Source organism: Paenibacillus sp. FSL R5-0378, from assembly GCF_038009285.1.
Lineage (GTDB): Bacteria > Bacillota > Bacilli > Paenibacillales > Paenibacillaceae > Paenibacillus_AQ > Paenibacillus_AQ favisporus.
Genome location: NZ_JBBPAY010000001.1, coordinates 1,224,215 through 1,237,787 on the forward strand (window position 1 = coordinate 1,224,215; position 13,573 = coordinate 1,237,787).

Consider the following 13,573-nt stretch of genomic DNA (forward strand, 5'->3'; position numbering starts at 1 on the left):
GGGACTGCCTGCTCCATTATGGTATGATGGGAAAAACAAGGGGAACGGGTGATCTTATGTCTGAAGAAAACCGGGAGCGGGCGGAGGTTCGGATATCGGTTCGACCGCTGGTGGAATATGCTTTCTCAAGCGGGGATATCGATTCCGGATTCCGGTCGGCCACCGCCATGGTTGAAGGCACACGAATTCACCAGCAGGTGCAGAAAACCTACGGGGAAGGCGACCAGAAGGAGGTGTTTCTGAAGCGGGAGATCTCCTTCGGGGACCTGACTTATGTCATTGAAGGAAGATGCGACGGCCTGATCCAAACGGATGACGGCTGGATGATCGATGAGATCAAATCGACCGCTGCGAGCCTGGATGCGATGGAGGGGGACGGAAAGCCAGTTCACTGGGCACAGGCTCAAGTTTACGCCTATATTTATGCCATGGACCACGGCCTGGACCAGATGACGGTGCAGCTTACCTACGTCGAGACGCATACCGGCACGGAGCGCCGTTTCCGGCGGATGCTGACGCTGGCAGAGCTCGAAGCCTTTGTGATGGGGGTGCTGGAGGTCTATACCCCGTATGCCGCGCTCCGGCTGAAAAATGCGCATCTCCGGGATGAGAGCATCCGCGCGCTGCCGTTCCCGTTCGACACTTACCGGGAAGGACAGCGCAAGCTGGCGGGAGCGGTCTATCAGGCGGTGAAGGAGAAGCGGAAGCTGTTTGCCAAGGCCCCGACGGGGATCGGCAAGACGATGTCCACGCTGTTCCCGTCCGTGAAGGCGATCGGGGAGGGGCTGCTTGGGCAGATCTTTTATTTGACGGCCAAGACGATCACCCGAACGGCCGCCGAGCAGGCCTTTGCGCTGATGCAGGCCAAAGGGCTGCGGATGCAGACGGTGACGATTACGGCTAAGGACAAAGTCTGCTTTCAGGAGGAGACGGTCTGCCGGAAGGACGCCTGCCCGTTTGCGGACGGCTACTACGACCGGGTCAACGGGGCTATTTTGGACATGCTGTCCCAGGAAACGGTGATGGACCGCGCCGTCATCGAGCGTTACGCTCGCAAGCACCAGGTATGTCCCTTTGAGTTTTCGCTGGACGCGGCCTACGCAGCGGATGCGGTCATTTGCGACTATAATTACATCTTTGATCCGCGGGTTTCGTTCAAACGGCTGCCCGAGGAGCAGAAGAGGCAGACGGTGCTGCTCGTGGACGAAGCCCATAACCTCGTTGATCGGGGACGGGACATGTTCTCGGCTGAGATCGGCAAGGCGGCATTTCTCGAGCTGAAGCGCGGATACAAGGGCGTGGATGCCGGGGTTCAGAAGGCGGCGGATGCGGTCAATAAATTTTTTATCGAGCTGAAAAAGGAAATGGGCGAAGTCCGCCAGAAGCAGTGGCAGGAACAGCCTCGGGAACTGGGTGAGCGGCTGGAGCTGTTCATCGCCGAAGCCGAGCGGGAGCTGCTGGCTCCCAAAGGCGACCCCGGGCTGCAGGAGCAGCTGCTGGATGCTTATTTTGCGTCGCAGCATTATATCCGGATCGCCAAGCTGTATGACGAACGCTTTTTGACGTATGCCGAGATTCACGGCGGCGACTGCGTGCTGAAGCTGTTCTGCATGGATCCGTCCTACCTGCTCACCCAGGCGGGAAAAGGCTTCCGCTCGACCGTGTTCTTCTCGGCCACTCTGTCTCCGCTGTCCTACTATAGGGACATGCTGGGCGCCGGCGAGGAGGACTACAGCTTGTCCGTGCCGTCGCCGTTCAGCCGGGAGCAGCTGGATGTGCGCATCGAGCCGCTGTCCACCAGGTACCGGGACCGGGACGACACCCGGGACGCGCTGGTGAAGCTGCTGCATGGCCTCATATCGGAGCGCAAAGCGAATTACATGGTCTTTTTCCCGTCGTACCAATATATGCGTATGGTGGTCGAGCCTTTTGCGGAGCTGCACCCGGAGGTTGGCATCATCGTGCAGGATACCGGAATGGCCGAGGAGGAGCGGGAGCGGTTCCTCGCGGCGTTCCAGGCGGACAATGCGGATACGCTCGTCGGCTTCGCCGTACTCGGGGGTATTTTCTCCGAAGGCATCGACCTGCAGGGGGACCGTCTGGGTGGCGTGGTCGTAGTCGGCGTGGGCCTGCCGCAGCTCGGTTTTGAACGGAACCTGATTCGGGATTACTTCAATGAAAACGGGAAAAGCGGGTATGATTACGCCTACGTGTTCCCCGGGATGAACAAGGTGCTGCAGGCCGGAGGGCGGCTGATCCGCTCCGAGCAGGATACGGGCGTGCTGGTGCTGGTCGACGACCGATTTCTCCAGCGGCACTATCAGGGGCTGCTCCCGGATGAGTGGAAGGGATTCAAAGTCGGGAGGCCTTAGACGGGCGAGACGCGGCACGGCGAAGTGGTCCTCCGGGCCGCTTGGTCTCGTCGGGATTTGGTTCCGCGAACGGGATGGATACGAGGGCGTGCGATGCGTTCCCAACAAATCGTAGCCAAACGGGACGGCCCCCGGTATAGTGGAGAAAACAGGATAAAGGTGGGATCGCGCAGGATGACACTTCGTATCGGATTGATCGGAACCGGATGGTTCAGCGGCGTACATGCCGACAACTTGGCGGCGATGGATGGAGTAAAGCTGACGGCGGTTTGTGGTACAAGCCTGGAGAAAGCAGACCGGATGGCGCGGCGTTACGGCGCCGAGGGATATGGGGATCTGGATGCCATGCTGGACGCGGGGCCGCTCGACGCGGTGTATATCTGCGTGCCGCCGATGGCACACGGCGAAATCGAAATGAAGCTGATTGAGCGCGGTATTCCGTTTTTGGTGGAAAAACCGCTTGGGCTCGACACCAGCTTGCCGGAACAAATTTTGGCCCGGGTCCGCGAGACGGGGCTGTTGACGTCGGTGGGGTACCATTTCCGCTACCAGCACAATGCGGCGCGGCTGAAGGAGGAGCTGTCGAACCATACGACCGGCATGGTGCTGGGGCGGTGGATGGACAGCATGCCGGGCGTGTCCTGGTGGAGACGGCAAAGCGGCTCCGGCGGACAGTTCATCGAGCAGACGACGCATATGGTCGACATGCTCCGGTATACGGCCGGCGAAGTGGAAGAAGTGTATGCGCTTTACGGGGACCGGGTCAAGCGGAGCCAGGTGGACGGGGTGGAAGTTGCCGACGTGGGAACGGTCACGCTCCGCCTGGCGAGCGGCGTGGTAGCGAACATCTCCAACACATGCGTCCTGCCGGAAGGCGGCGGGCTGAGCCAGACGGGACTGACATTCTATACGGACCGGGGGATCGTCGATTGGAACCCGCAGCGGCTGCAGCTGGCGGCGCCCGGCGTCACGACAAAATATACAGAGCAGGGGAGCCCCTATGTACGCGAAACGGAAGCGTTTCTCCATGCGCTGCGCACCGGAGACCGCTCCCGTATTCTTTCAAGCTATGAGGATGCCTGCCGGACGCAGGCTGTGACTTGTGCCGCGTTGGTCTCGGCATCTACCGGCAAGCCGGTCCGCCTCTAACTCCTTACCACATCAGCATGAGCAGCGGCGCCGCGCCAAGCGTGAACAAGGCGGCCAGAATCATCGAGACGCTGGAGATCGCTCCGCTCATCGAGCTGAAGCCGAAGGCCAAGGACGTCCCCGTCCCGTGGGCGCTCGTGCCGAGCAGCACGCCGCGGGCGATTTCGTTCTCGATCCGCAGGAGGCGCAGAATCATCGGCCCGAGCACGGAGCCGAGCAGGCCGGTCATAATGACGAAGACCGCCGTAATGTTCGGCACCCCGCCGATGACCTGCGATACGTTCATGGCGATCGGCGTCGTGATCGAGCGGGGGATCAGGCTGGTCACCAATGAAGTGTCCAGCTTCAGCCCTTTGGCGAGCACCGCCGAAGAGATCATAGCCATGAAGGAACCGGTAAGCACGCTGACGACGATTTCGACGGCGTGCTTTTTGAGTACTTTAAAATTTTTATAGAGCGGCACCGCAAAGGCGACCGTCGCAGGCTGAAGCATATCGCTCAGCCATTTCCCGCCGGCGTTGTAATGTTCATAGGGAATATGCGTGCACAGCAGGAAAATAATAATGATGCAGGGCGTCACCAGCAGCGGCGACAGATACACTTTGGGATACCGCTTATACAATCGTTTGGCTGCCATGTAGATCACGAGGGTTAGCAGCAGACAGATAAGACCGATCATCATGACACCTTCCGTTCTTTATGTTTGGCAATGCGCGCGGCGGTCAAGCCGGAGCTGGCCATGACCACGACCGTGCTGAAAATAACGACAAGCAGGATTCGCACCCCGTCACTTTCCAGCATCGAAAAATATTTCATCACCCCGACGGCGGCCGGGATGAAGAAGAGCAGGAGCTCGGCGAGCAGCCAGTTCGCTCCGACTTCGATCCATTCGAGCTTGACGACGCCGGATTCGAGCAAAAGAAACAACACGATGATACCGAGAATGCTGCCCGGCACCGGCAGATGCAGCAGACCGGCCAGCTGGTTCATCGCATATGAAAACAGCATTAAAACGGCGACCTGAAAGGTCCCTTTGACGGCATGCTTCATCAATTGTTTTCGCCTTCCTTTCATTTATAATGAAAATTTTACAGCATTCATTTTCATGGGTAAAATGCATATATCGAATGGATATCATTCCAATTGGCTATGGCATAAGGATGACGTATAAGTTGAAAATCGAAATGGATGATGGGCAAGTACGTAAAATGTCCCCGATAGACTTACTCAAGGAAAAGGAGAACGACGTATGGACATCCGCCAATTGCAGTATTTTATGGAGGTCGCCCGGCTGCAGAGTTTTACGAAGGCGGCGGAATCGCTCTACATCACGCAGCCGTCGATCAGCAAAACGATCCGCAACATTGAGGAGGAGCTTGGCGTCACCCTGTTTGACCGTTCAGGCAAAAAGGTGGTGCTGACCGATGCCGGCCGGATTATTTACGAGCAGGCGCAGCCGATCGTGAAGTCGTTCCAGAGCTTGTCCTCCGAGCTCGGCGATTTGAAAAATCTGAAGAAGGGCCATATCCGCCTCGGCCTGCCGCCGATGGTCGGATCGAGTTTTTTTCCTGAGGTGATCGGGCAGTTTCATCAGAAATACCCGCAGGTGACGATGCAGATCTTTGAGGACGGCGCCAAAAAGGTGGAGGTCGACGTAGAAAGCGGTTTGCTCGACATTGGCGTTGTGGTGCTGCCGACCGACGACTCGCTGTTCCACTCGTTTTCGTTCGTCCGGGAAAACCTGATGCTGTTGGTGCACCCGTCGCACCGTCTTGCGCATCGCGAGTGCGCCAGGCTTGCCGATCTGGCGGAAGAGAACTTCGTGCTGTTCCGGGAGGACTTTGCGCTGCATGACCGGATCATTACGGAATGCGTCAAGGTCGGCTTCCAGCCGCATATCGTCTACGAAAGCTCTCAATGGGACTTGATCAGCGGCATGGTCGCCGCCAATTTGGGCATCGCCCTGCTGCCGGAAACGATCTGCCGGGAAATCAACCGGGAGCGGATCCGGATTATGCCGCTGGTGGAACCGGTTATTCCGTGGCAGCTGGGGATGATCTGGCGCAGGGACCGTTACCTGTCCTATGCCGCGCGGGAATGGATCGCGTTTACGCAGGGAAAATTGATGGATGACAGGGGGTAACCGGGCAGACTGGAACGCATTATTTTAATGAGGCTACAAGAAAAAATACATTAAACCTACACCCTCTCAGACCTCCTATTTTTGCTTTTAAAGCGTTTTGGATTCAGACGTGTATCTCCTCATTATTTTTATATTTTACAACCCTTAAACGGCCGCATAGATACCTTAAAACTCGTGTTTTCATGCGATTTCAGTCTGATATAATGAAAGATGGAAATGCGCATTTCTACGGAAACTACGAGCGAAAAGGAATGATTTACAATCAACCATGATGAAATGAGCAGCCGGTTTGCCGCGGGGAGCATCCCCAAGCTGCTGTTGTCTCTTGCACTTCCGGCGATTGCGGCTCAAATCGTCAACGCGCTGTACAATGTCGTCGACCGGATGCTGATCGGCAGGATGCCGGGAGGCGGTACCTTTGCATTAACCGGACTGGGCATCGCCTTCCCGCTGATCATGACCATCTCGGCGTTTGCGGCCCTCATCGGCCTTGGCGGCGCTCCGCTGGCCTCCATGAAGCTGGGGGAAGGGAAACCCAAGGAAGCGGAGAAGCTGCTGGGCAGCTGCTGTCTGATGCTCCTGCTCGTCTCGGGAGTGCTGACGGCGGTGCTGCTGTGTTTTCACCGTCCCCTGTTGATCGCCTTCGGGGCGAGCGGTACAACACTGCCCTATGCCAGTGATTATATGGGCATCTATTTGCTGGGGACGGTCAGCGTGATGATGTCCCTTGGGCTGAATTCTTTTATTTCCATTCAGGGTTTTGCCAAAACGGCAATGGCCACGGTCTGTGCCGGAGCTGTGCTGAACGCCATCCTGGCACCCCTTTTTATATTTCCGATGCATATGGGAGTCCGCGGGGCTGCCTTGGCAACCGTCATTTCCCAGACTGCGTCCGCTATATGGGTGCTGTCGTTTCTTACATCCAGGCGCAGCCACCTCCGCCTTCGGCTCCGCAACCTGCGGGTGAACCCCCGGATGGCGTGCCGCATCCTTGCGCTGGGGCTGTCCCCTTTTATCATGCAGTCGACGGAAAGCCTGATCCAGATCGTATTTAATATTTCCCTAGCACGGTATGGCGGCGATTTGTATGTGGGCGCAATCAGCATTCTGACCAGCCTCATGCAGCTGTTTTCCCTGCCTTTATCCAGCTTTGCGCAGGGAGCGCAGCCGGTCATCGGCTACAATTATGGATCGGGAGACTATGCAAGGGTGAAGGCGGCGATCCGGTTTTGTACGGCCGTTTGCGGTGTCCTCGGCATCGTGATGTGGGCGGTGGCGGTGTTCTTCCCGCGGTTTCCCGCCATGATTTTCACGGATCAGGCTGAATTGATTGCGCTGACGGAAAGGCTGATGCCGGTCTTTTTCCTGGGGACATGCATTTACGGCATTCAGCTGGCGCTGCAGCAGATGTTTCTTGCGCTTGGGCAGGCTAAGGTGTCCATCTTTATTGCCGTCCTGCGTAAAATCATTTTGCTGATTCCTTTGGTTTTTGTGCTGCCGGAGTTCATATCGCCCAAAGCCGATGCCGTCATTATGGCCGAGCCGATTGCAGACGCCTGCGCAGCGGTCACCTGCTGCATATTGTTTGCGGCGACGGTCAAACGTCTGCTGCGGAATTCTGGTCATGCAAGCACAGCTGATCCATGAACAAAATATTGTTGGACTTTATTAGATATGTTTTAATTGACATATAAATCGGAAAGGTCATATAATTAGGTTGCCTATTTAATTGGTAACCTAATTATTTTTTTGTGCGGGATCTCATCCTTCATAGCACGTTTGAGAAAGGAGGATTATTGGCGTCATGAACGACGATGGCAACAACCGACAGAAAGCCTTCTGCCAGGGTACCGAACCGCAGGAGCATGACCAGCACCACGAAACCGTTGTCCAGCTGCTTCAGGCAGTCATGCGATTTAACAGGGGTGAGTTTCGCCACCGGGTAATCGAAGGCTTGAAGATGAGCGAGATGGGGCTGATGGTTCTGCTCATGCGTCATGTCGAGCCGGATAGCCCGGGACTGAAGGTGTCCGAGATCAGTGCGATGCTGGGGGTCACTTCTCCGACCGTCACCCAGTTTGTCAAAGCGCTGGAGAAGAAGAAATGGATCGTACGGACGCCGGATGAGGCGGACCGAAGGGTGGTCCGGATCAAGCTCAGCGAAGAGGGGCGGGAAGCGATTATCCAAGCCCGTAAGGCGACGATCCATTCCTTCAAGGGGCTTGTCGATCACCTGGGCATCGAGGAGAGTGAGAAGCTGTCCGAGCTGCTGACCAAGGCTTATAAGTATTATGAAAGCAAGACGCAGAATGATTCATCGGATGGAGGTGAAGTGCCAACATGCTGAAGCTTTTTCGTTCATTGAAGCCGTTCTGGCTTCTGATCCTGTTCACATTTGTGCTTGTGTTTCTGCAGTCCATGTCGGACCTGTATCTCCCGACGCTGATGTCGGACATCGTGGATAAGGGCATCATCGAGGGAGACATTCCTTACATTTGGAAAATCGGCAGCTTTATGCTGGCCGTAGCTCTGGGGGGAGCCATTTGCTCCATTGCCGCGAGCTACCTGTCCGCCAAAGTGGCGGGCGGCTTCGGCAGATCGATGCGCAGCCGGGTATTCCAGCATGTCCAGAATTTCTCCCTGCAGGAATTTGACAAGCTGGGCACGGCTTCGCTCATTACCCGCACCACCAATGATATCGCCCAGACCCAGCAGGTGCTGACCATGATGCTGCGGATGATGATCAGCGCGCCGATGATGTGTATCGGCGGGATTATTATGGCGGTGTCCAAGGACGCCAAGCTGTCCCTGATCATCGTCGTGATCGTTCCGGTGTTGGCGGGCTCCATTGCCCTCATAGCCGGCATGGGAATGCCGCTGTTCAAGGCCATGCAGGTCAAGCTGGACAAACTGAACCGGGTGCTTCGCGAAAACCTGACCGGGATCCGGGTCATTCGTTCGTTTAACCGGATTCAGCATGAGCAGGAGCGTTTCAAGGAAGCCAACTACGATCTGACCAGCACGGCGGTCCGGGTCAACAAAATCATGGCGGCCATGATGCCGATCATGATGATCGTCATGAACTTATCGACCATCGCCATCGTCTGGTTTGGCGGCCTGCGCATTAGGGACGGACATATGCAGGTCGGGGACCTGATGGCTTTTATCCAGTACGCCATGCAGATCATGTTCTCCCTGATCATGGTTTCTATGGTCTTCGTCATGGTACCGCGCGCTTCCGCATCCGCTGCGCGGATTAACGAGGTGCTCAGCATTACGCCGGATATCGACGATCCGCTCGTTGCACAATCCTCTGAAGAAGGACGCGGCTATTTGGAATTCCGGGACGTGACGTTCAGTTATCCGGGCGCGGAGCAGCCGGCGCTGTCGGGGATTTCATTCACCGCCAAGCCGGGGGAGACCACGGCGATTATCGGCGGCACCGGTTCCGGCAAGTCGACGCTGCTCAGCTTGATTCCGCGCTTCTATGATGTGGCGGAAGGCAGCGTGCTGGTCGACGGGGTCGATGTCCGCGAGATGACGCAGGAGGAGCTGCGCGCCAAGATCGGCTTCGTGCCGCAGAAGGCGCTGCTGTTCACCGGGACGATTGCGGACAATATCCGCTACGGCAAAAAGGACGCCACCGATGAAGAGATCCGCGAAGCGGCGGATATCGCCCAGGCGACCGAATTTATTATGAATATGAAAGACGGCTTTGAGTCGGAAATTGCCCAGGGCGGCAACAACGTGTCCGGCGGACAGAAGCAGCGCTTGTCCATCGCGCGGGCGCTGGTACGCAGACCGGAAATCTATGCGTTCGACGACAGCTTCTCGGCGCTTGATTTCAAGACGGATGCGAAGCTGCGCAGCGCGCTGAAGCCGGTGACGCGGGACGCAACCGTTCTGCTCGTGGCGCAGCGGGTCAGCACGGTCATGGACGCCGACCGGATCATCGTCCTCGACGAAGGGCGGATTGCCGGCATCGGCACCCACCGCGAGCTGATGGAGACCAGTGACGTTTACCGCGAAATTGTATCCTCACAGCTGTCAGAGGAGGAGATCGCATGAGTGAGCAAACAAGAAGACCCGGACCCCGGATGGGAGGACCCCGGCATCCCGGCGGCCATCCCGGCCAAATGATGCCTGCGCAGAAGGCCAAGGACTTCAAGGGCTCCCTGAAGCGGCTGGTCGGCTATCTGCGGCCGCGGCGGGGGACGCTGATCGTTATTTTTCTGACGGCGATTCTTAGTACAGTGTTCAGCATCGCGAGCCCGAAAATTCTCGGCAAGGCGATTACCAAGCTGCTGGAAGGCGTCATCGCGATGGCGAAGGGGACGCCGGGCGCCGGCATTGACTTTACCTACATCACCCAAATCCTGCTGATTCTGATTGGTCTGTACCTGTTCAGCGCAGCGTTCAGCTATATTCAGCAGTATCTGATGGCCGGCGTGGCGCAGAAGGTTGTGTACGATATGCGGGAGCAGATCAATGCGAAGCTGTCGCGCCTGCCGCTGAAATATTTTGATTCCCGGACTCATGGGGAAATCTTGAGCCGCGCGACCAACGACGTCGACAACATCAGCACCACGCTTCAGCAGAGCTTGACGCAGCTGATCACGTCGATCGTGACGCTGGTCGGCGTCATCGTGATGATGCTGTCGATCAGCCCATGGATGACGCTGATTCTGATCGTGACGCTGCCGCTTAGCTTTATTGTTATCAAAGCGGTAGCTTCCCGGTCCCAGAAGCATTTTATGGCCCAGCAGGCTTCTCTGGGACAGCTCAACGGCCATGTGGAGGAAATGTACACGGGCCATAAAATCGTGAAGGCCTTCGGCCGCGAGCGTGAGTCCGTCGAGGATTTCAACAAAATCAACGAAAAGCTGTACAGCTCCGGCTGGAAAGCCCAATTCATCTCCGGCATCATCATGCCGATGATGATGTTTATCGGCAACATCGGCTATGTGCTGGTCTGCGTGGTCGGGGGGATCTTCGTCACGCACGGCCGGATTACGATCGGGGATGTGCAGGCGTTCATCCAGTACGCCAGACAGTTCACCCAGCCGATTATGCAGACGGCCAACATTGCGAACATCATCCAGTCCACCATCGCTTCGGCGGAGCGCGTGTTCGAGCTGCTGGATGAAGAAGAGGAAGTGCCGGAAGCGGCGGATGCGGCTGTCCTGAACAATCCGAAGGGGGCCGTGGAGTTTGAGCATGTGCGGTTCGGCTATAAGGAAGACGCAATGCTCATTGAAGACATGAACATCGATGTGAAGCCGGGACAGACGATCGCCATCGTTGGGCCGACCGGCGCCGGCAAGACGACGCTCATCAACCTGCTGATGCGCTTCTATGAGCTGAACGGCGGGGCGATCACCATCGACGGCGTGAACATTACCCACTTGAAGCGCGGCAATTTGCGCAGCATTTTCGGCATGGTGCTTCAGGATACCTGGCTCTTTAACGGGACGATTATGGAAAATATCGCTTACGGCCGGGCCGGCGCCACGAATGAGGAAGTGATCGAGGCGGCCAAGGCGGCTCATGCCGATCACTTCATCCGGACGCTTCCGGACGGCTACGACACCGTGCTCAACGAAGAAGCGTCGAACATTTCCCAAGGGCAGAAGCAGCTGCTGACGATTGCGCGTGCCATTCTGGCCGATCCGTCCATCCTCATTCTGGATGAAGCGACCAGCAGCGTCGACACCCGGACGGAGGTATATATTCAGAAGGCGATGAACGACCTGATGAAGGGCAGAACGAGCTTTGTCATCGCTCACCGGCTGTCCACGATCCGTGACGCAGATCTGATCCTGGTCATGAACCAGGGCAGTGTGATCGAGAAGGGCAACCACGAGGAGCTTCTGGCCAAAGGCGGCTTCTACGCCGATCTGTATAACAGCCAGTTTTCCGGCGGAAGCATTCAGGAGGTTGTCTGAGGGTGAAGGTGACCCCACCCGCGATCCCTTATCATCCGCATTTCAAAAGAGCAGCCATGACGGCTGCTCTTTTTTTTGGAATATTGGCAGTTTAAGCTTGAATATCGAACGTGTGTTTGTCAATATTGATCTTAGAAGTTCATTCAGGAATATAAAACGCAGACCGAACCTGCGGTGAATGCTTGATCACTTTACAGGAGTCAGGAGGTACGGAACATGAAAGAAACGATCCCGCTGCTTACGCCCTTTAGCATCGAACGAACCATGGTCGCGGTCAGGGGGCAAAATCCCCGGCTCGTGCTGGCTCATCCGGAATACCCGGTATTCACGAAGGTGATTCCGGCGGAAGGGCGCGACATTCCGGTCACCGTGTCCTTGGTGGAGACCGACCAGGGACCGGCGGCGGAGGTGGATCTGCTGCAGGCCTGTAATTCGAAGGAAACCGAAGCCGTCCGGGCGTATGTAGGCAAAATGCTGTCCAACCATGTGGACCTCAGGCCGTTCTATGCGCAGCTTCAGGATGAGCCTGTTATTGGCTCCATTCTTCCGGGGCTTCATGGGCTGAAAATACTGCTGGAGCCGAATCTGTTTCAAAATCTGGTGCGGACGATTATCGGCCAGCAGATGAACCTGAGCTTTGCCGCTTCGCTCGTCTCGAGAATCACCGAGCAGTACGGCACCACCGTGACGATCGGGGACCATACGCTCTACAGCTTCCCGAAGCCGGAAGCGCTGGCCGCGCTCGAACCGGACGAGCTGCTGCCGCTGCAGTTCAGCCGCCGCAAAGCCGAGTACATCACCGGCCTGGCGCGGCAGGTAGCGGACGGCTCTCTCGACCTTAACGCCATGCCGGACCTTGCGGACGAAGAAATTTTCAACCGGCTGCTCCCGATCCGCGGCGTCGGCAAATGGACGGTCGAGTGCTTCCTGCTCTTCAGCGTGGGCCGAACCGATTTCTTCCCGGCTGATGACATCGGACTGAAAAATGCGATGAAAGTGCTGTGGGGCTTTGACAGCCAGCCGGCTTCTCCGCTCATGCTGGAGATCAGCCGCGGCTGGTCGCCATGGCGGAGCTACGCCGCTTACTACTTATGGGCTTGGCTTGACGATTGGAAGCTGCGGCAGAAGCAGGAGAAGGAACAGAAGAAGCCTGTCCGCGGCAAGTCGGCCCGGAAAGCCTCGGAAGAATAGCGGCGGCTGACCTACGCTATAATCGAGCCGCCTGCTACCAACCATCGAGGCCGCCTTCAGCCAGTCCTGACCGCTACGCTTCCTGCACGCCCACCCCGTTCCAGAACATGTTGACGATCTCCTGGGCCAGTTCACCCGCAGACGGGGCGAATTCTTTGGCAATCTCCCGGTTGCCGATCATCAGCATGGATGCCAGCGTGTGCGCCATAAGGAGCGGGTGTGCGGAGCGCACCTCCCCGTTTTTGATCGCCTCGGTGAAGCTGACGGTCAGCACATCGTGAATCTGGTCCTCGCTGACGCGGATTTCCTCCAGCTGTTCGGGCGCCAGCGAGGCGCTGGCATCGCGCATGATCGTTTCAAAGTCTCCGTGCGGGAAACGAAGCTTGTTCTCGGCCAGCTCCACGAGCCGGTCGTAGAGCGGCTTGTCCTGCTGCATAATCCGGAGGGAAGCATTGCGCGCCTTCTGCATCATGGCGGTGACGGCCGCCGTGAAGAGCTGGGCTTTATTTTCAAAGTGATAGTAAATGGAAGCTTTGGTTACGCCGCATACCTGGGCAATTTGCTGCAGCGAGACCGGCTCATAGCCGTACTCCATGAACAGGGCGGACGCTGTTTTCAGGATGAATTCGTTCATGGGAGTGTCCTCCTGCCGGCGTTTGGGCCGGCCCGGGGAGCGTTTAGCCGGATGTTTTCCCTGGGATTGTTCCATATCGTTGTCCTCCATTAATCTAAATAGTTGATCGTTGTCCTCCAGTAATTCCGCAATCGTGTTC

11 protein-coding genes are annotated in these 13,573 nt (G+C 57.0%); 8 read left to right on the plus strand and 3 right to left on the minus strand.

Translation table 11 applies throughout. From position 1 onward, the window contains the following. Positions 1–56 precede the first annotated feature (56 nt). Together MKY74_RS05425 and MKY74_RS05430 are read left to right on the plus strand one after the other, a co-directional pair. Positions 57–2,372: an ATP-dependent DNA helicase gene (locus tag MKY74_RS05425; protein WP_076171900.1), complete on the plus strand. Its 2,316-nt coding sequence runs from the start codon at positions 57–59 to the stop codon at positions 2,370–2,372. Between the two features lie 174 nt (positions 2,373–2,546). Beyond that, the gene (locus MKY74_RS05430) at positions 2,547–3,521 is read left to right on the plus strand and encodes a Gfo/Idh/MocA family protein (RefSeq protein ID WP_076171898.1); all 975 of its coding nucleotides are present in this window, start codon (positions 2,547–2,549) and stop codon (positions 3,519–3,521) included. Between the two features lie 4 nt (positions 3,522–3,525). On the opposite strand, the gene MKY74_RS05435 is transcribed toward MKY74_RS05430, so the two are convergent. Together MKY74_RS05435 and MKY74_RS05440 are read right to left on the minus strand one after the other, a co-directional pair. After that, positions 3,526–4,200 (minus strand): CidB/LrgB family autolysis modulator, encoded by a 675-nt coding sequence (locus MKY74_RS05435; RefSeq protein WP_076171896.1) that lies wholly within the window; start codon positions 4,198–4,200, stop codon positions 3,526–3,528. Beyond that, positions 4,200–4,571, minus strand: coding sequence for a CidA/LrgA family protein (locus MKY74_RS05440; RefSeq protein WP_076171894.1), 372 nt, complete (start codon positions 4,569–4,571; stop codon positions 4,200–4,202). Before MKY74_RS05440 ends, MKY74_RS05435 begins: the two co-directional genes overlap by 1 nt. Before the next feature lie 199 nt (positions 4,572–4,770). On the opposite strand from MKY74_RS05440, the gene cidR reads away from it, so the two are divergent. The 6 genes from cidR to MKY74_RS05470 all read left to right on the plus strand — a co-directional run bounded on the left by cidR (position 4,771) and on the right by MKY74_RS05470 (position 12,800). Then, positions 4,771–5,664 carry a cidABC operon transcriptional activator CidR gene (gene cidR / locus MKY74_RS05445; protein WP_076171892.1) on the plus strand — a complete coding sequence of 298 codons (894 nt, stop codon included), beginning with the start codon at positions 4,771–4,773 and terminating at the stop codon, positions 5,662–5,664. A 276-nt stretch (positions 5,665–5,940) separates the two neighbouring features. Beyond that, positions 5,941–7,311 (plus strand): MATE family efflux transporter, encoded by a 1,371-nt coding sequence (locus MKY74_RS05450; protein ID WP_076171890.1) that lies wholly within the window; start codon positions 5,941–5,943, stop codon positions 7,309–7,311. A 157-nt stretch (positions 7,312–7,468) separates the two neighbouring features. After that, positions 7,469–8,011, plus strand: a complete 543-nt coding sequence (locus tag MKY74_RS05455; protein WP_084203953.1) for a MarR family winged helix-turn-helix transcriptional regulator — start codon at positions 7,469–7,471, stop codon at positions 8,009–8,011. After that, entirely contained in the window at positions 8,005–9,732 is a 1,728-nt protein-coding gene (locus MKY74_RS05460; RefSeq protein WP_076171888.1) for an ABC transporter ATP-binding protein, read from the plus strand. The genes MKY74_RS05455 and MKY74_RS05460 overlap by 7 nt, the downstream gene beginning before the upstream one ends. Continuing rightward, complete coding sequence (locus tag MKY74_RS05465; protein WP_076171886.1) at positions 9,729–11,609, plus strand: ABC transporter ATP-binding protein; 1,881 nt, start codon at positions 9,729–9,731, stop codon at positions 11,607–11,609. Before MKY74_RS05460 ends, MKY74_RS05465 begins: the two co-directional genes overlap by 4 nt. 216 nt (positions 11,610–11,825) lie before the next feature. Further along, a complete protein-coding gene (locus tag MKY74_RS05470; RefSeq protein WP_076171884.1) occupies positions 11,826–12,800 on the plus strand; it encodes a DNA-3-methyladenine glycosylase family protein in 975 nt (324 codons plus the stop codon). A 73-nt stretch (positions 12,801–12,873) separates the two neighbouring features. Here MKY74_RS05470 and MKY74_RS05475 read toward each other — a convergent pair whose 3' ends face one another. Beyond that, positions 12,874–13,434, minus strand: a complete 561-nt coding sequence (locus MKY74_RS05475) for a TetR/AcrR family transcriptional regulator (protein ID WP_240913409.1) — start codon at positions 13,432–13,434, stop codon at positions 12,874–12,876. Between the last annotated feature and the right edge of the window lie 139 nt (positions 13,435–13,573).

Excerpts from the sequence above, each read along its gene's own strand:
- cidR (WP_076171892.1), top strand. The coding sequence starts at position 4,771 with ATGGACATCCGCCAATTGCAGTATTTTATGGAGGTCGCCCGGCTGCAG.
- MKY74_RS05450 (WP_076171890.1), top strand. The coding sequence starts at position 5,941 with ATGAGCAGCCGGTTTGCCGCGGGGAGCATCCCCAAGCTGCTGTTGTCT.
- MKY74_RS05475 (WP_240913409.1), bottom strand. The coding sequence starts at position 13,434 with ATGAACGAATTCATCCTGAAAACAGCGTCCGCCCTGTTCATGGAGTAC.
- MKY74_RS05470 (WP_076171884.1), top strand. The coding sequence starts at position 11,826 with ATGAAAGAAACGATCCCGCTGCTTACGCCCTTTAGCATCGAACGAACC.
- MKY74_RS05440 (WP_076171894.1), bottom strand. The coding sequence starts at position 4,571 with ATGAAGCATGCCGTCAAAGGGACCTTTCAGGTCGCCGTTTTAATGCTG.
- MKY74_RS05435 (WP_076171896.1), bottom strand. The coding sequence starts at position 4,200 with ATGATCGGTCTTATCTGTCTGCTGCTAACCCTCGTGATCTACATGGCA.
- MKY74_RS05430 (WP_076171898.1), top strand. The coding sequence starts at position 2,547 with ATGACACTTCGTATCGGATTGATCGGAACCGGATGGTTCAGCGGCGTA.
- MKY74_RS05455 (WP_084203953.1), top strand. The coding sequence starts at position 7,469 with ATGAACGACGATGGCAACAACCGACAGAAAGCCTTCTGCCAGGGTACC.
- MKY74_RS05425 (WP_076171900.1), top strand. The coding sequence starts at position 57 with ATGTCTGAAGAAAACCGGGAGCGGGCGGAGGTTCGGATATCGGTTCGA.
- MKY74_RS05465 (WP_076171886.1), top strand. The coding sequence starts at position 9,729 with ATGAGTGAGCAAACAAGAAGACCCGGACCCCGGATGGGAGGACCCCGG.
- MKY74_RS05460 (WP_076171888.1), top strand. The coding sequence starts at position 8,005 with ATGCTGAAGCTTTTTCGTTCATTGAAGCCGTTCTGGCTTCTGATCCTG.